Annotated in this window: 18 protein-coding genes; 13 read left to right on the forward strand and 5 right to left on the reverse strand. The window is 39.6% G+C overall.

Features of this window, described 5'->3' with window-relative positions; translation table 11 throughout:
* Positions 1-38: 38 nt before the first annotated feature.
* From NMG88_RS03140 to NMG88_RS03165, 6 genes are all read left to right on the forward strand, one after another.
* A complete protein-coding gene (locus tag NMG88_RS03140; RefSeq protein WP_346732939.1) occupies positions 39-884 on the forward strand; it encodes a M28 family peptidase in 846 nt (281 codons plus the stop codon).
* Positions 885-1118: 234 nt separating this feature from the next.
* A complete protein-coding gene (locus NMG88_RS03145; protein WP_026786842.1) occupies positions 1119-1388 on the forward strand; it encodes a hypothetical protein in 270 nt (89 codons plus the stop codon).
* Positions 1385-1813: a type II toxin-antitoxin system VapC family toxin gene (locus NMG88_RS03150; protein ID WP_254035103.1), complete on the forward strand. Its 429-nt coding sequence runs from the start codon at positions 1385-1387 to the stop codon at positions 1811-1813. Before NMG88_RS03145 ends, NMG88_RS03150 begins: the two co-directional genes overlap by 4 nt.
* 272 nt (positions 1814-2085) lie before the next feature.
* Complete coding sequence (locus NMG88_RS03155; protein WP_254035104.1) at positions 2086-5547, forward strand: CHAT domain-containing protein; 3462 nt, start codon at positions 2086-2088, stop codon at positions 5545-5547.
* A 5-nt stretch (positions 5548-5552) separates the two neighbouring features.
* Positions 5553-5879, forward strand: a complete 327-nt coding sequence (locus NMG88_RS03160) for a hypothetical protein (RefSeq protein ID WP_254035105.1) — start codon at positions 5553-5555, stop codon at positions 5877-5879.
* A 5-nt stretch (positions 5880-5884) separates the two neighbouring features.
* On the forward strand, positions 5885-7324 hold the full coding sequence (locus NMG88_RS03165) for a hypothetical protein (protein ID WP_254035106.1): 1440 nt from the start codon (positions 5885-5887) through the stop codon (positions 7322-7324).
* Between the two features lie 79 nt (positions 7325-7403).
* On the opposite strand, the gene NMG88_RS03170 is transcribed toward NMG88_RS03165, so the two are convergent.
* On the reverse strand, positions 7404-8255 hold the full coding sequence (locus tag NMG88_RS03170) for a M48 family metalloprotease (protein WP_254035107.1): 852 nt from the start codon (positions 8253-8255) through the stop codon (positions 7404-7406).
* Between the two features lie 163 nt (positions 8256-8418).
* On the opposite strand from NMG88_RS03170, the gene NMG88_RS03175 reads away from it, so the two are divergent.
* On the forward strand, positions 8419-8604 hold the full coding sequence (locus NMG88_RS03175; RefSeq protein WP_254035108.1) for a hypothetical protein: 186 nt from the start codon (positions 8419-8421) through the stop codon (positions 8602-8604).
* Here NMG88_RS03175 and NMG88_RS03180 read toward each other — a convergent pair.
* A complete protein-coding gene (locus NMG88_RS03180; protein ID WP_042151777.1) occupies positions 8576-9241 on the reverse strand; it encodes a leucine-rich repeat domain-containing protein in 666 nt (221 codons plus the stop codon). The two genes, NMG88_RS03175 and NMG88_RS03180, sit on opposite strands and share 29 nt — an antisense overlap.
* Before the next feature lie 103 nt (positions 9242-9344).
* Between NMG88_RS03180 and NMG88_RS03185 the strand changes: the two genes are divergently transcribed.
* Positions 9345-10715 (forward strand): GH25 family lysozyme, encoded by a 1371-nt coding sequence (locus NMG88_RS03185; RefSeq protein WP_227382022.1) that lies wholly within the window; start codon positions 9345-9347, stop codon positions 10713-10715.
* A 105-nt stretch (positions 10716-10820) separates the two neighbouring features.
* Here NMG88_RS03185 and NMG88_RS03190 read toward each other — a convergent pair whose 3' ends face one another.
* A complete protein-coding gene (locus tag NMG88_RS03190) occupies positions 10821-11384 on the reverse strand; it encodes a CatB-related O-acetyltransferase (RefSeq protein ID WP_376786496.1) in 564 nt (187 codons plus the stop codon).
* Positions 11385-11439: 55 nt separating this feature from the next.
* On the opposite strand from NMG88_RS03190, the gene NMG88_RS03195 reads away from it, so the two are divergent.
* The 4 genes from NMG88_RS03195 to NMG88_RS03210 all read left to right on the forward strand — a co-directional run bounded on the left by NMG88_RS03195 (position 11440) and on the right by NMG88_RS03210 (position 14116).
* The gene (locus tag NMG88_RS03195; RefSeq protein ID WP_254035109.1) at positions 11440-12774 is read left to right on the forward strand and encodes a cytochrome P450; all 1335 of its coding nucleotides are present in this window, start codon (positions 11440-11442) and stop codon (positions 12772-12774) included.
* A gap of 226 nt (positions 12775-13000) precedes the next feature.
* Positions 13001-13261, forward strand: a complete 261-nt coding sequence (locus tag NMG88_RS03200) for a CsbD family protein (RefSeq protein ID WP_320060311.1) — start codon at positions 13001-13003, stop codon at positions 13259-13261.
* Positions 13262-13494: 233 nt separating this feature from the next.
* Positions 13495-13908, forward strand: coding sequence for a hypothetical protein (locus NMG88_RS03205; RefSeq protein WP_052330990.1), 414 nt, complete (start codon positions 13495-13497; stop codon positions 13906-13908).
* A 52-nt stretch (positions 13909-13960) separates the two neighbouring features.
* Entirely contained in the window at positions 13961-14116 is a 156-nt protein-coding gene (locus NMG88_RS03210) for a lmo0937 family membrane protein (protein ID WP_144390415.1), read from the forward strand.
* A 170-nt stretch (positions 14117-14286) separates the two neighbouring features.
* Here NMG88_RS03210 and NMG88_RS03215 read toward each other — a convergent pair whose 3' ends face one another.
* Positions 14287-14955 carry a cadmium resistance transporter gene (locus tag NMG88_RS03215; protein ID WP_026793922.1) on the reverse strand — a complete coding sequence of 223 codons (669 nt, stop codon included), beginning with the start codon at positions 14953-14955 and terminating at the stop codon, positions 14287-14289.
* Positions 14956-15120: 165 nt separating this feature from the next.
* Here NMG88_RS03215 and NMG88_RS03220 point away from each other — a divergent pair, with 165 nt between their 5' ends.
* Positions 15121-16407 carry an aliphatic sulfonate ABC transporter substrate-binding protein gene (locus tag NMG88_RS03220; protein WP_042151787.1) on the forward strand — a complete coding sequence of 429 codons (1287 nt, stop codon included), beginning with the start codon at positions 15121-15123 and terminating at the stop codon, positions 16405-16407.
* Between the two features lie 92 nt (positions 16408-16499).
* On the opposite strand, the gene NMG88_RS03225 is transcribed toward NMG88_RS03220, so the two are convergent.
* Positions 16500-17396: a calcium-binding protein gene (locus NMG88_RS03225; RefSeq protein ID WP_235750970.1), complete on the reverse strand. Its 897-nt coding sequence runs from the start codon at positions 17394-17396 to the stop codon at positions 16500-16502.
* Positions 17397-17481 lie beyond the last annotated feature (85 nt).

Below are 17481 nucleotides of genomic sequence, written 5' to 3' on the forward strand. Positions count from 1 at the left end.
TTATGTTAAAATAGAATTTCAGATTTTTTTTAAGATCAATGACAATAAGTTTAAAATCTCAATTAACTCAGCATTTACAACAAATCATTAGAGAACGTGACCCCTATCTGGCTTCAGAGGGTCATTTTTATGTGCGTGAATATATTCGTCAGCAACTCCAACAATGGGGGACTGTGATCACCGATGAGTTTGAGCAAAGAGGAAAAAAACATCAAAATCTGATCCTAAATTTACCTGGTATTTCCAAATCAAAAAATTCTATTATTGTAATTGGTGCCCATTATGATGCTGTACCCGGGTGTCCTGGGGCCGATGATAATGGTACAGGAGTTGCGGCTTTATTGGAATTAGCAAAGGCGATCGCAGAACACCCCCTAAAATATCCGGTTCAATGTGTAGCCTTTGATTTAGAGGAATTTGGTTTTCTGGGAAGTCAACATTATGCTGAATCTTTAAAACAGCAAAACCAGTCTATTCGTCTGATGCTCTCCCTAGAAATGTTAGGCTATTGCAATCCTAATCCTAATTCCCAAAAATATCCCCCCGGATTAAAATATTTTTATCCGAATTGTGGGGATTATATTGCTTTAATTGGGAACTTAAAAACTATTCCCGATTTAATTAGAATTAGTCGCGGTATTCGCCAAACTAAAACCCCTTGTCAATGGCTACCAGTTCCCAACCGAGGTATAATGGTTCCTGATACCAGACGCAGTGATCAGGTTCCTTTTTGGGATTTAGGATATGCAGCAATTATGGTGACAGATACGGCAAATTTAAGGAATCCTCACTATCATCAACCAACGGATACTTTAGAAACCCTAGATTTAGACTTTCTCACCGGAGTTTGTCAAGGTTTATTAGCAGGTTTACGAAGGCTGTAATACCGGGGGATTTACAGTAAGATGACCCAACTGAACCTGTGGCATTAGAAGACTGGGAATGCTTAAAAGGAGCAATATTTTGTTATCTTTTAGTCCGCGCAGGCGGACTTTGTTTGTGTAGCTGCGGTTTTAACCGCCGAAGCTTTGTTGGTATTTTCCTAAAATCTTAGCATTGTAAGTACGAAAGAGCCGAAAATGTAATGTATAATTTAGGGGAGTTAATCGGAGGTTGTCATGCTGAATATAGAATTAGACAAGGAAACGGAAGCTTATTTAGTAGAAATTTTGGGAAGGGAGAAAACTACCAGCGATGAATTGATTAAACGCTTAGTTAAAGATCGCTGGCTGAGTTTACAACCGCGTCAAACAATTGTAGAAAGACTGGGGGGACATCCTGAACATCTGTTAGAAGATGCGCCACCTGATTTATCAGAACGCGCAACTCGGAAAAAAGCGATCCAAGCTTATTTGGAGAAAAGACATCCTCAATATCATCCGCAATGACTTATCATCCCGTAATTATTGTAGATAGTGGAGTTCTTGTAGCTTACTACAGTGTAAAAGATAGCTATCATCAACAGGCGCGAGTTTTTTTTGAGAGATGTACAAGTAACCTAGTAACTACCACTGCTTGTGTTACCGAAGTGATGTGGCTTTTAAGTCCTAATTGGCGAATACAGAATAAGTTTTTACAGGGAGTTGCCAGGGGAGTTTTTGAATCTATCCCATTGCTTCCTGAAGATTTTTCGCGGATTACTGAACTAAATGAACAGTATGCAGATTTACCGGGAGATTTTGCTGATTTGTCTCTGGTTGCTATTTCCGAACGGCTGAATATTCCGGCTATTGCTACTTTAGATAGTGATTTTGATGTTTATCGACGTTATCGAAAACAGGCTTTTGAGCGCGTGTTTAGACCTGAAGACTAAAGCAATTTTTATTTATGGTAATAGTTCTGCTTAAACCTTGATTTATGGCATCACTTGAATAGTCGCATTTTACAATATTCTTAATATTCCCTTCATCTCTTAGTCCCTCTCTGCTAAGACTTCCTTTGTGTAGTTGCGGTTTCAACCCCCGAACCATCAAGGGGATAACTCACACCCCCCTCGGTGAGTCAGATTAAATGATTTGAAAATTCAGGGGAAGTTGCCTGTGTTGGGGCTATAATCAGGCATTATAAATTTGAAGGTGATTCCCAATGGTTGATAGTCGCACTCAAGCTTACTGGCAACTGATTGAGATGCTGTTGAATGATAAAACGCAAAAAGATGAAGTTTTGAACCTTTATCAAGAACTGATTGAGAAAGGTTTGGTAGATGAAATGAGAGAAGTAGCAGGATACCTTGCTGCTCAAGGGGATCAGAGGGATTGTGAGTTTTTAAGGGATCTAGCTGATGAATTAGCTACTAAGTATGGCACTGTGACTTTTAGACTGTGTGAAGATTTTTTATTAGAAGTATTATCGTTAACTGAAAGAAGCAATGGTAATCAAGAAGAAGTGTATTCCTTATTAAAAGGAAAGGAAGACAAATTAAATATAGATTTTCTATACACATTAAAACTTTGGGCAACCGAATATTTAAAAAGCGAAGACTTAGAAAAAAATCAAGGTCTTGCAAAAATTATTTTCACTTTTAGTAGATTGATTCAGGAGTTTCCACGAGGCGATAAAGCAATCAATCAAGAAATTGCTCTTACAGGTAATAAGATAGCGCTGACCGTCTACACTCTCGAAATTTTTCCAAAAGATTGGGCAAATACGCTAGTTAATTTAGCTGTTGTTTATATCAATAGAATTTCGGGTGAAACAGCAAAAAATATTGAAATGGCGATTCAATCTTTAAAAGATGCTTTAATCGTCCGTACTCGCAAAGAATATCCCGAACGTTGGGCAGATATTCAAACTAACTTAGGATGTGCTTACTACTATAGAATTGAAGGTTCAAAAGCCGAAAATATTGAAAAAGCGATTAAATATCATCAAGCGGCTTTGGAAGTCTATACCCGCGATAAAAATGATTATGAATGGGCAAGAATTCAGCATAATTTAGGAATAGCTTACAATGATAGACTGCGGGAAGAAAAGGCAGATAATATGGAAAAAGCGATTGAATACTATTTAGCTGCGTTAGAAGTCCGCACCCGTGAAAAATACAAGCGGGTATGGGCAATGACTCAGCTTAGTCTGGGATATGCTTATGATTGCAGACTTCGTGGGTCTAAAGCAGACAATACTGAACGGGCGATCGAATGTTACGATGCTGCGTTAGAGTTCTATACTCGTGATACTACTCCTGAACAATGGGCAAAAACTCAACAAAATTTAGGAATTGCATACTCACACAGAGTTCGAGAAGACAAAGAAGAAAATATAGAGAAAGCAATCAAATATTATCAAGCTGCACTGACAGTTTATACTCGTACAGCATATCCTGAAGACTGGGCAAAAGTTTATAGTAATTTAGCAGGTACTTACCTAAGAAGAATTCGAGAAAGTAAAGAAGAAAATATCGAACGGGCAATTGGATGTTGTGATGCTGCTTTACAAGTTTATAAACGTGAAAGTTTTCCCCAAGATTGGGCAAATACTCTGAATAATTTAGCTATAGCTTATACTTTTAGAATTCGAGAAAATAAGACAAATAATTTGAAGCTGGCGGTCGAGAATTTGCAGTTAGCGGCAAAAGTCTTGACTCGTGAAGAGTTTCCTTATAGATGGGCAGGAGTTCAATTTAATCTAGTGATAATTTATAACCAATTAGAGCAACTTGATGCAATGATTGAATGTTTTAATTTAGCATCAAAAATCTTTACCCCTACATCTTTTCCAATAGAATGTTTTAACTTATGGAAGGTAATAAGCGAATTTACTTTTCTTAACGAATGGTGGACAGCAGCTTGGCAAAGTTACTCCAATGCAATAGCCGCAGTCGAACAAAGTCGGGAATGGGCAACCAACGAAGCAGCCCGTCAAGAAATCCAATTGAACGCCATAGATGTCTATATCAAAATGGTGCAAGCCTGCATCAATGACGGACAAATTGAAAAAGCCCTCGAAACCGTCGAACGCAGCAAATCCCGCAACTTAGTCGAACTACTAGCGAATTCCGAACTTGAACCCAAAGGCGCTGATGCTTCACTCAAACAGAAATTACGCACCCTAAGAAGCACCATTTCATCAATACGCCAATTACTAGCCCAAGCAGATAACAACACCACTTTTAATCGCGACAGTTTCCAGGGATTGCGTAGTAGTGAAACATCCAGCCTCACCCGCGAGTATATCGCCCAACAGCGCGAACTCCTGCAAGAATATCAGCGCCAACTCGATGAAGTTTTCGCCCAGTGTCAGAAACTAGATCCCGACTTCACCCTCACTCAAAAAGTCGAACCTATTACCGTTGCTGAAATCCGCGATTTGATTGACTCCCACACCGCTATTTTAGAGTGGTATATTGGCACTGACAGTTTCCAAATATTCATCGTCACCCAGTCAAGTTTGGAAGTTGTGCAGTTTGACAAAGCCGAATTAGAAAAGCTGGAAACGTGGAATCAGCAATATCTCGAAGCCTTATTTAACGACACCGAAACCTGGCAAGATAATCTTTCCGAGTCGCTGAATAGTTTTTCCCAGATATTGCGCTTTGATGAAATTCTCAATCATCCCGCCCTAGCCAATTGTGACTCCCTAATTTTAGTTCCCCACCGCTATTTGCATCTATTTCCCCTTCATGCCTTATCAGTTAGTCAACAAACTTGGTCGCGATTTAACCCAGAAACTCCGCATCTCCAACCCCCCGCCAACCCTTGTCTGCTAGATTGCTTCAAAAAAGGCGTGCGCTACGCCCCCAGTTGTCAACTCCTGCAACGAGTACAGCAACGAGAACGCCCACCCGCCGATACCCGCACCCTGTTCGCCATCCAAAATCCTACCGAAGACCTTGCCTATACTGATATAGAAGTAGAAGTCATCAAACGCGACTTTACACCCGCCGACATTTTAAGCAAACAACAAGCCACCAAAATCGCCCTCATCGACAACCTGGAAACCCTCGCCCAAGCGCACTACGTCCACTTTTCCTGTCACGGTTCCTTTGATTTCCAGACACCCCTAATTTCATCCCTAATCCTAGCAGGGGCGATAGAATCAACGGACTCACCCACCCCCACCGGGCAAAAATCCCTGCGATTGCGTTCCGGGGGACAAGCCAACCCCGCCAAATGCCTAACTCTGCAAGACATTTTTGCTACACTGAACTTACCTAAATGTCGCCTAGTCACCCTCTCCGCTTGCGAAACGGGGTTGACTGACACAACCAAGCAGAGTGATGACTGTATTGGCTTGGCTACAGGCTTTTTGTATGCTGGTAGTCAGGGGGTACTCTCTAGTTTGTGGTCTGTTGATGACTCGGCGACGGCGTTTTTAATGATTAAATTCTATGAAAATCTGGAAACTGCTGATATGGCAATAGCCCTCAATACTGCCCAAATTTGGCTGCGAGATGTTACCAAATCTAAATTGCTAGAATGGATTGGTAAATTAAAATTAGATTCAAAGTTACCCCAAAGTTTCGAGGATTTGTGTAAAAAATCCAAACCTGACAAGAAACTATTTGAAAGCCCGTTTTACTGGGCTGCATTTTGCGCTATAGGAAACTAAAAACTATGACTACAGATATGACTGAAGATTCTCTTTTCTTAGCTTTCCCAAACTTTGTAAACAGCAAAGACATTGACATTGACTGTTTAAGAGAATTGGATCGAGCCTTAGAATCCGTCAGCAGCGAACCTTGGCAAAAGACAGAGGAAACTCTGAATGAATGGTTATCCAACCACGAAGATATCACAGATCGGCTTAGGAAGTTTGCACCAAGTAACAACAGAGAAGTTACTAAAGTTAAAGCTCCACCCAAAACTGGGGTCGCTAACGTCTTTCAAGAATTAAGCGAAGCAGTGAAACAAAAACTCAAAGAGATCGAAAAGGGGAAATAACTTTTATGTCTCCTCCCAAAATCTATGCGCCGAATGTTCATTTGTTTGCCTATCAGTTGCGAAAAGAATCTGAACATCAAAAAGATAATCTCAAAGAACTATTTAAGAAAGGCGAAAACATCTTAAAAGAATTCGGAATTAATCAAATAATTAATATCCAAGACCAACCCGGATATCGAGTTGAACTTTTGGCTCAACAAACCGAAGATGATGCCTCCATTTTCTTTGAAAAATGGTCAGATTCCCCCATCACGGGCATTGCTTATCCTGTGCGAATTCACGATACCTTTGCCTTAGCATTAAATGTCCGCCGTCCCGAAAAAAACGACCAGGGAATTAAAACTGCTGATGTAGATATAGACTTTTTTAAACGCTTGCATCCTAACGATTGCTGGATGCCAAGCCAAGTTAACGCTTCTCTCGGTCAAACTTTATTGTTAACTATTTGGTACACTCCAGAGAAAACTTGGCGGCCATTTAGGAACTCAAGGGAAGACCAAAAAAAGCTGCAATCTTTGGCAGATAAATGCTTGAGAGCTTTTATTCCAGACAAGTTAGAGACTCCTCCATTTTACCAATCGGGTGAACTATTTGGTAGTCCCATTTTTGAGTATGGAATTCCCGATGGGTTAGAAAATTATTGTCATGTTTTAGTTTGGATATTCGTCACTCCTGAAACCGACACAAAATTACAAGAAGAATATCCTAATTTAGTTGATATATTTTGCTATCATCATAAAATTGTCCAGGCATATAAATTAAGTCGATATGTCTATAAGGTTCTCTCCCATAGCTATAAAGAAATAGAGGCAGAAATAGCTATTGTTGAAAGTTTGCCAGACGATCGCACCTTAGATTTGAGTAATTTAGAAAAATTGAAAAAGGCACTTAAGCACATTCCTCGCCTTAATTTTAGTTACGTTGAGTTAATCAGAGACTTAGATAACTACCGCCTACCCCTTAAAATCAATCTTCAAAATTACAAAAGAGAGATAAAGCTGTTACAAAAAAAATACCCACAAGAAGATTTAAGCTTTCTGGAGAATTTCTCAGACGAAAAAGCTCATATTTTTGAAGAGCAAATTCAAGCAGATTTGGACTATTTTGCAAAGGGATCGGATTTACTAGAAAAAGCCTTAGATGCTATCCGAGGACGGGTAGAGATTGAGCAAGCAGAATGCGATCGCAACCTCCAAAAAACCATCCAAGCAGTAGGCTTTGGCATAGGTGCAGCAGGAGTAGTAGCAACTAGCACCCCTTATTGGATAAAGCAGGAACCAGGATTAATAGGTATTAATAAGCCATTGAGTTTTAGCGCCTTGGCTACATTCATATTAATTATCTTTCTCAGTCTGTCTGCGGGGTTACTTACATGGGGTATCGCTTCTGGAGTAATGAACGGTAAAAGCTCGAAGGAAAACCCCGACAAAGCTAGGATGGGGTAGTATCTTCACACTAGAAATGGGAGTTTGCTCCTCTATATCAATGAAACTCTAATCTTGCCGTATTCTGTATAAATCTGAATCAAGACATTTGTTGATCCAACTTAAGTAAGGCTTGAATTCGAGCTTCCGTTGGCGGGTGAGTCGAAAATAAACTTGCCATTGTTTGCCCTGAAAAACTATTCATAATTAATAGGGCTTCAAAAGCGGGATTTCCTTCAATTGGTATCTGTCTAGCTGTGGCATCTAACCTTTGTAAAGCTCTGGCTAAAGCTTTAGGATTTCCGGTTAATTTAGCCGCCCGCGCATCGGCGGAAAATTCGCGAGTTCGAGAAATTGCTAATTGAATTACCGTGGCAGCCATTGGAGCTAGAATTATTGTTAATAATAATCCTATGGGATTTCCTCCTCCATTCCGATTGCGTGAACCTCCAAACCACATTGAATAACTAGCAAATTGAGCCAGTCCAGAAATAGCTCCGGCGATGGTTGCTGCTATCGCTTGGGTGAGGGTATCTCGATTTTGAACATGGCTTAATTCATGGGCAATGACGGCCTCTAATTCGTCTTCGGGTAAGAGTTTTATAATTCCTTCGGTGACGGCGACAGCAGCATTTTGGGGATTTCTACCCGTGGCGAAGGCATTGGCCGCCGGAGTCGGGACAATATAAATCCCAGGTAGGGGTAAATTAGCGCGATCGCATAGTCGTTGTACCATGGCATATAATCCTGGGGCCTGTTCGGGGGTAACGGGTTGGGCATTATAGGCTTTAAGAGCAATTTGATCGGAAAAATACCAGCTTCCTAAATTAGTTACCGCGGCTAAGATGATACCCACCAATAGACCGCCAGTTCCGCCAATCACCCAATAGCTAATCGTGACTAAAAGAACACTTAATAATCCCAGTAAAGCAACGGTTTTAAACAGATTCATGGCAATTTTTCTTAGGTGTAACTGTTGGTTTTGAGTTCTATTGTAGTCCTAAATGTGTCAAGGATAGGGGGAATACAACCCAAAATAATAGGTTTTACGGAATTCTTCAGAATCGAGTTGTTATACTAAACAAGAATAATTTCACGATCAACCTGAAAACATAATGCGAGAAATGTTAGCAAATACACTGGATATCTTTGACCAACAAAGTGGTTGGATTGTTTGGAATCTGTTTCTGGCATTTATTCCTTGGGCTTTGAGTTTTTGGTTATTTCGCAGAAAAGTGATGACTCGAAATTGGGGTTGGTGGATGATCTATATTAAGTATCAAATCGACAAATATATTTAGGATTAATCGGACATTCAGTTGATGTTAGAGGATTATTTTGAACAAACAAAAAACGAATTTTATTCAAGGATTTTAATGGTGTAATATCAACCACTTGATTATTATTGAGATTGATTTCACTGACAACCTTTAAATTTTGAAGTGGGGAAACATCAGAAATTTGATTGTAGCTGAGATTAATTCGGATTAATTTAGTTAAGGATTTTAAGGGACTAATATCCGTAATTTTATTATAACTTAAATCCAATTCTTCTAAATTAGTCAAACTTTGTAAGGGAGTCAGGTCAGAAATATGATTATTTCTTAATTTCAAGACAGTGATCTGGGTTAATCCTTGTAAGGGACTTAAATCCGAAAGGAGAAAGGTACTTAAATCTAGCATTTTTTGTTCCGCCATCATTTGATTGGCGCGATCGCAATTTGAAGTTCCCACTTTCTGCAATAAAACATCAAGGGTTCTTTTTGCCTCTGGCGACAATTGCTGACGATTCAAACACCAATCTTGAAAGGTTTTAAAGGTCTGGGAATTCGCCTCTGATTGGGCTAAACTTGCCTGGGGTAAACCCAAAACCATTAACATTAATAAAAATTTCCCGACTTTCTGTGGAATTGTCCTTTTTGTCAAGGGTTTGTTCATCCTGATAAATCCTCGGTGAATAATTGTGGTAGAATAGTACAAGTTGCTTTTTAATTCTAGTATTGACGACACGATCACTCTTTGTTCCTCAACTTCTAAACTAATGAGTATTCGGGGTATTGACGTTTCAGATTACCAGCCTACAGTAGATTGGCAAGCCGTTGCCCGTTCTGGGATTTCCTTTGCCATCATTAAATCAACAGAAGGAGAAACCTTTGTTTGTAAAGTTTTCCCCAGCTATTGGGAACAAACAAAAGCCAATGGTTTGATTCGGGGTGCTTATCATTTTTTTAAGCCTGATAGTGATCCGATTAAACAAGCCTATCATTTTCTGAAAATTGTTAAACTCCAAGCTGGAGATCTGCCTCCGGTCTTGGATATTGAAACCATGGGAACCGTAGATGCCAAAACCCTCTGTGATCGAGCCGCACAGTGGATTGATGTGATTGAAAAGGAAACGGGTTTTCGTCCGATTATTTATACTTATCCTGGGTTTTGGCAAAAACTTAATACTACTCGTTTTTCCGATTATCCTCTGTGGATTGCCCATTATACCACGGCCGAACAACCAATTATTCCTGGCGGTTGGAAAACCTGGGTATTTTGGCAATTTACAGATAAGGGTCAAGTTGAGGGAATTAGTGGGGGTGTGGATGTTAATTTATTTGAAAGTATTCGCAGAGGGGATAAGGGAACAAAAGTTGAAAAGATTCAAAACCTGCTAAAAAATCAAGGTCATGATCCAGGAATTATTGATGGGAGTTTTGGCAATGGTACGGAAACTGCTTTAATCAAATTTCAACAAAAAAAACAGTTACAAGCGGATGGAGTCGCGGGGTTAAAAACCTGGACGGCGTTGATGGGGCCCTCCGATTCTTTTGTTCTACCTGTGGGAAGTGTCGAACCTACGCCTGTACCTACGCCTGTACCTACACCTGTACCCACACCTGTACCTACACCTGTACCCACACCTGTACCTACGCCTGTACCTACGCCTGTACCTACACCTGTACCTACGCCTGTACCCACACCCGAACCCGCGCCTATTCCCAGTATTGAACTGATTGATATTTGTAAAGTTTATAAAGGAACTCCCAATCAGGATCAAGTGCTAACATGGTTCGAGCCACAAATTCCCCAGACTATATTATTAGAATTTTCTAAACTCTGGAGAAACCAAACAAAGGTTCCAACTGTTTCTGTAAAGTTCATTAATGTTTGCAAATATTATCGAGGTTTGCCTAATCAAGATCAAGCCTTGCGTTGGTTACAAGAGAAAATTTCACCTACCCTCTTAAGTGAATTAGCTCAAAAATGGAATCAACAAACTTTACCACCACCTAGTATTAAATTAGAGGATGTCTGTAAATACTATAAGGGTTTACCCGGCCAGGTAAAGGCATTAGAATGGTTACAAAGTCAAATTCCTCCGGCTACCTTAGATGAATTTGTCAGACAGTGGAGAAAACCCTAAATCAGTCATCAGTTATCAGTTATCAGTTATTAGTTATCAGTTATTAGTTATTAAAAACCATTGCCCACCCTAAAAACTCACTAGATTCCCAAGAGCGATCGCACTTCAATCTCCCCTTAAACTTGATTTAATTAAGCAAGCTATCTTATTACAAAAACTGGGTTGTTGTATAGTAACCGCCAAGGCCCCAACATCACGGGTAACAACCGATTGAGCCCCAATAATCGCCCCATCTCTAATATTAATACCAGGCATAATTGTAGCCCCATATCCGATCCAAACATCATTACCAATCACCGTATTTCTTTTAAACGGCCAAGAATCAGGCATGGCAGATTCCCAACCATTTCCAAATACAGGAAAAGGATAATTTGTCAACCAATCTGTGCGATGATTGCCGCCATTCATGATAAATTTAACATCGGAAGCAATGGAACAAAATTTACCAATAATTAATTGATCTCCGATAAAGTCAAAATGGTATAAAACATTCTTTTCAAAGTTTTCTGGGTTCTCGAAATCATCATAATAAGTATAATCCCCGACAATAATATTCGGATTTTTAATGATTGTTTTCAGATAGACTAATCGAGTTTGTTCGGGGATGGGATAACGGGTTTGAGGAGAGGGGCCGTAATTCATGATCTTTTGAGGAAATAGTGTTAGCATTTTGATCATTACTCAATCCTATCATTTCAATTCCAGTTAAGCAATTACCCTGACAATGACATCAACTCAATCTATAACTTCTCTCCCTTTGCCCCCTGGTAAGTTTGGTTTTCCGATGATTGGTGAAACCATTAGTTTTTTGCGAGATCCTGATTTTGCTGACAAGCGACAAAAACAATATGGATCAATTTTTAAAACCCATCTTTTTGGTCGTCCGACAGTGATTATGATGGGAGCAGAAGCCAATCGGTTTTTATTTGCAAATGAGAATAAATATTTTATTGTGGCTTGGCCCCCAAGTACCCGAATATTATTAGGACAGGGATCATTATCAATGCAATTGGGAGATATTCATAAGTCTCGCCGTAAAATTTTATCCCAAGCATTTCAGCCCAGAGCTTTAGCCGGATATGCTACGACTATGGAAGATTTCACCCATCGTTATTTGCATAAATGGGAACAAAAATCAACCTTAATTTGGTATCCTGAATTACGGAAATATACCTTTGATATTGCCTGTAAATTATTAATTGGAAAACAGCAAGCTACCGATACCAATTTAGAAGTATTATTTGAAGATTGGTGTAATGGACTATTTACTATTCCCCTGCGTTTACCCGGAACAAAATTTAATCGGGGTTGGCAATGTCGTCAGTTATTATTAACAGAAATAGAAACCCTAATTCGTCAACGTCAGCAACAACCCCAGTCTGGGGAAGATGCCCTGGGATTATTATTACAAGCCCAGGATGAAGACGGAAATCAACTCGGTATTGAAGAACTCAAAGATCAGATTTTAACCCTATTATTTGCCGGACATGAAACCTTAACTTCTGCGATCGCATCCTTCTGTTTAGAGGTCGGTCAGCGTCCTGATATTATAGCAAAAATTAGAGCCGAACAACAACAGTTTGATCCCACTCAACCCATCACTTTTGATGATTTAAAATCCATGACCTATTTAGAACAGGTGATGAAAGAAGTATTGCGGTTTGTGCCTCCGGTTGGGGGTGGGTTTCGAGAAGTAATTCAAGATTGTGAATATAACGGTTATTTTATCCCCAAAGACTGGTCTATTTTATATCAAATTGCCAAAACCCATCAGGATGAAACGGTTTATTTTCAACCGCAAGAATTCGATCCTGAGCGGTTTAGTGAAACCCGCAATGAAGATAAACCTAAACCCTTTAGTTGGGTTCCCTTTGGTGGCGGAATGCGCGAATGTATTGGCAAAGAATTTGCTAAATTAGAGATCAAATTATTTGCGGCATTATTAGTCAGAAATTATGATTGGCAACTGTTACCAAATCAATCTTTAGACTTAATTACAATTCCCACTCCCCGTCCCCGGGATGGTTTAAAAGTGCAGTTGAGACGTTTAAACGATTAATCGGCTATCCATGATCCCCCCTAACTATATATGTAGGGCTAATTCATGAATTACCCCTACATATATAGCAATCCGCACCGAGGTTGTAATAATTTACAACTGATATGAAACAGCCAGAAGTATTATTTCTATTCCCTATTCCCTATTCCCTATTCCCTATGGTATATCTTTCGTATTAATTCATAAAAACCTTATGGATTTATAAAAACGCTACTACAATGAAAATATGAAATTTATTAGTAGAGTTGTTAAGTCTGCTCAGATTAATAAATATCAGATTCAGCAAATTCAACAAGGAGCCGATATGAGTTTAAAAAATAGAGAAAAAGCCACCGCCAAAAATGTCGCAGGCAAGGTTCAAGAAACCGTAGGCAACGTGACTGGAGACCCCAAAGATCAGGCTGAAGGCAAGGAAAAACAGGCAGAAGCAAAGGTTATGCACACCGTTGAAGATGTGAAAGATGAAGTCAAAGCCAAACTGGACTAAAAGCCTTTTTGAACCTTAAATTTTACCATTTTTGACCCGTAAAATCGGTTTCAAATAATGGTAAAAATGATAAAATCTGAATACCTAAAATAGTGTGAAATTTCTGTTTATCGACTTTTACCAGAGAGTCTTGATAATTTGCCCCAGTTTAGAATCAATATTTTTTGGTATATCTGCCAATGAATAAAAAACTCAGTTAGTTTAAAGCAATCAAAATTTTTAGGGATATTAACATGATTTTGTTTAGCAAAGTTCGTAAATTTTTGCTGTCTATTGGCATGGTTGTTTTCATCTCCAGTGCTATCATCTTTAGTTTGGCATCGGGAGAAAGTTGGGCTGCAACTTTGTCAACCCAAGGCATCAACCCAGCACAGACTCAAATTGCTATCATGAATCAAACGAAAGAGATGATCAATAATGTTAAGGATCAAGCCCAAGAAGCGATTGCTAACATCACAGATGATCTGAAAACCGATGTTGTTCAAAACGATCAGCAATTTGATGCTAATACCCAACAGGGGATTGTTGATAGTATTAAAAACCCCGACTACAACCCTGGTGGAAAAAGCAAGGAGGCAGCAAAGCAAGACCGTGAAGCTATCAAAGGTGTAGAAGCTGATGTTCGTGATCTATTTAAGCCAGAATAGAATCACCGACTCAATAACGTCATTAAATTTTATCTAAATAGAAGGAGAAAATATGTCTAATCTAATCTGGAGTGCTGTTGGTGTACTACTCATCCTCTGGTTATTAGGATTCTCAGTTAATGTTGGAGGTGGCTTAATCCATATTCTTTTGGTTTTGGCGCTGATTGCTATTATCTACAACGTACTGACCGGACGCCGTGTTGTCTAATGATTTGATAGACTAAATCCCCCCAACCTTACTTGGGTCAGGGGGGAAGTAGAACTCGGGATTAGACGAATCCGATTTTATGGGAATGGCAGCAACTATAAATTTTAATTAAGGAGATTGTAATGGGTAATGGGTAAAAATAAATTTTTAACACCCATCAAATAAGATAGCTATATATTCGGTAAAAAAAGACGATAGGATTCACTATCTATCAGAATTCTAAAACCCAGCCACATTAGGACAAAGGGAAATATTTTGCCGGCATAACGACTCAGGACGACGGCGATACCCGGTTGACGAGTCAGATTATAGGAGAGAAATAGCCAGCAGCAAACTACTAAATATAAAATCGGGATCATCACCGCTAGATTTTGGATACTGCTACTTGCAAATAGGGGAATATAGATCCCCAAATTGTTTCCACCATTGGAAATGGTAACGGCGGAAACACTGTAGGTTTGGCGATTGCGAATTACGTCCCAGATCGATCGTTTTCGAGAATCAAATCCTCGATATTTAGCGTTTATTTTCAAGTTAGCTGACTTATCCGCGGCAGAATCATCCTTATTCAAGTTGATCAAATTATTCAGACCAATCAGTATCGGTAGAATCCCCAATAATCCGATCCAAGCCGAGTCAATCACCAGTCCCACAAAAAAACCAATTAAACTGACTAGCACTAATGCGGTGAACCCAATAAGCTCACCTACTACAATATGTTTAGGACGAAAAGTCCGATTAACTTCACTAAAGAAGCCAGTCAGATAAATATTATCATCAAAGGTTGTTGCTATGGCAACAGCTATCGCAACCTTAATTGTTTCAATTAACCAATCCATCACTATCCCTCACTCAAAATCTGTCTGATTACCGAAACTATAGAATAATTGCACAAGTCCTAATAATATATAAAGAGCGTTAAAAAGTCTAACACCCTGGCTACATTCTCGTATTTCCAATTCATCTAACAATGTCCATTATTTATATTTATCAAAGGAGTTATTATGATTAGCTATTTACGCGATATTTTGCCCAAATACAAAGACCAAAATCTTCTGAAACCATTCCGATCAATTCCTCGTAGATTCCTTATATCCAAGTTTGTAGTCCAGTTTGGCATCGGTCTTGCCTCAAGTTTGGTCTTGAGTCTAACCTTTAATAGTAATGTTGTTGCTACTCCTGAATCTGGCCATGTACTCTCCCCTCTAATCAGTCAGGTCAATCAGGCTAACCCACCCAAAAACTCAAGCATTCGGTTATTAGAAACGGTGGGATTGTTTGTCGGGGGGATCGTATTTTGTATCGCTTTGGATCGTTGGTTTTCTGACCGCTCGGCGCAATTGGGTAACACACCCTTAGCCCAACAAGCGCGACGACTCAAACAACTCAAAATCGGGTATCCAGAGGGAATGACCAATTTTGAAGTTCTTCGCAGTCAAGCCTTACTAGAAGAACGTTTGCGACCCTTTGGGCTAATTGTGACTTGGACAAGCTTTTTATCGGCATCGGCTCTGATTGAGGCTCTGAGTAACGGGACAATTGATTTTTGCGGGGGGGGTGGTACGGCCAGTATTTTCTCCCAGGCGGCGGATCATGTCTTTGTGCGGGTGGCTAAGGAAAAATATACCGCCCCCAAAGGTCAAGCGATTCTAGTCCCAGAGGATTCGCCAATTCAGACTATTGCTGACCTCAAGGGTAAGAAGATTGCCTTTGATAAAGGCTCTAGCGCCCACTATATATTGATCAAAGCATTGCGGAAAGTCGGACTCGATTTTAGCGATATTGACCCGATTTATCTGACCCAGCCCCAGGCATTATCCCTATTCCGACAGGGTGAAGTGGATGCTTGGGTGGTTTGGGTTCCCTACACACTCACTCAAGCCCGAAGTTCCTATCCAGGGCGTTCCATTGCCGACCTAGGAAGTATTTTTGGGGATAGGGCTTCTTTGGAGGTTCCCACCTATTACTATGCGATTCCAGAGTTAGTCCGAGACTATCCTGACCTATTAAAAGTGATTTTAGAGGAGGTCAATGAGGCGGGAGCCTGGGCTAAAAAACAGGAATTAGAAGCGACTCAACGTTTGCTAGATCAACACGAAATCGATCCATTTATCCTAGAAACTTTACAGAAACGGAGTGCTGAACGGGCGATTATCCCGATTGATGAACAATCCCTTGATGCCCTACAGCATCAGGCTAATTTGTTTCGGGATCTTGATCTGATTCCTGAGCGGGTGAATGTGAAGGATGGAACCTATAGTTTGCAGACTAAGCAAAACTGGACTTATTAATCCGACGTTGTTGGGCTTTAGCCCCTCCTCTCCTAAGAGTGCTCAAGCACAACAACGTGCGCTGAAGCGCAACAACGGGGGCAAGAATAAACTTAAATTGGGGTAGCCGATAAATTTAAAAGATAATGGGTGCTTCCGTCCCTGGGGGAGACTCGCAAAAAGTAGGTTCCGCCGGGTAATTTATCTAACTTAATGGATTCTGGGGTGAGGCCTAAATTAGCGGAACTAGCAACAATTTCATTACTTTGAACCGCTCGATTGTTATTCAGATCATAAATCAAGTCTAAGTCTAAATTGGCTTTCATTTGATTCATGATTATACTAACTTTACTATTAAAATTAGGAATAATAAACTCATAAATATCAACGGGGTTAGCCGCGTCAATTAAGCCTACAATGGTTTTTTGTCCTAATAATATATCTATATTAATAGCTTGGGTCAGGTCATCTTTAAAAGCCGGAGCAATCCCTAATCTTGATTCTTTTAATCCTTGTCGCCAAAAATGTTCAAAAAATGTATTATACTGCCCGGATTTAATCTCAGATAAGACATCGGGATATCGAGTTTGATAAAAGTTAGTATCAAAACCAATACTGGGATTGCGTCCTTCATATTGTCCATGGAGAAAAAAATGTTCAAACGGGTTAATTTCTGCTTTAAGAAAACCCGCTTTTACATCGGGATATCGTTCTAAATAATAAATTGGATCAAATAAGGGATTAGGAGAACGCGGTTGAAATTGACCAAAATCAATAAAATGTTCCGCAGGTGTAATAAATCCTTCCTTTATTTGAGTTAAAAGTTCAGGATCTCCTTGCTGATAATATTGACTATCAAATAAAGGATTAGGTTCATAGCCCAAAAATTGACCCTCCTGAACAAAATGATCAAAAGCGTTCCGAAATTCTCGCCTTTCAATCGCCGGAGCCACATCAGGATATTGAGCTAAATAGAATTCTTCATCAAATAGCGTTTCTAAAGTTAACATCAGCTTAAAATCTCCCTATTATTTACTTAATTATATAAAATCCACCATTACCCATTACCTATCATGAATTTAAGAGGATTAAGCA

This window comes from Planktothrix agardhii, assembly GCF_904830935.1.
GTDB classification, from domain to species: Bacteria; Cyanobacteriota; Cyanobacteriia; order Cyanobacteriales; family Microcoleaceae; genus Planktothrix; species Planktothrix agardhii.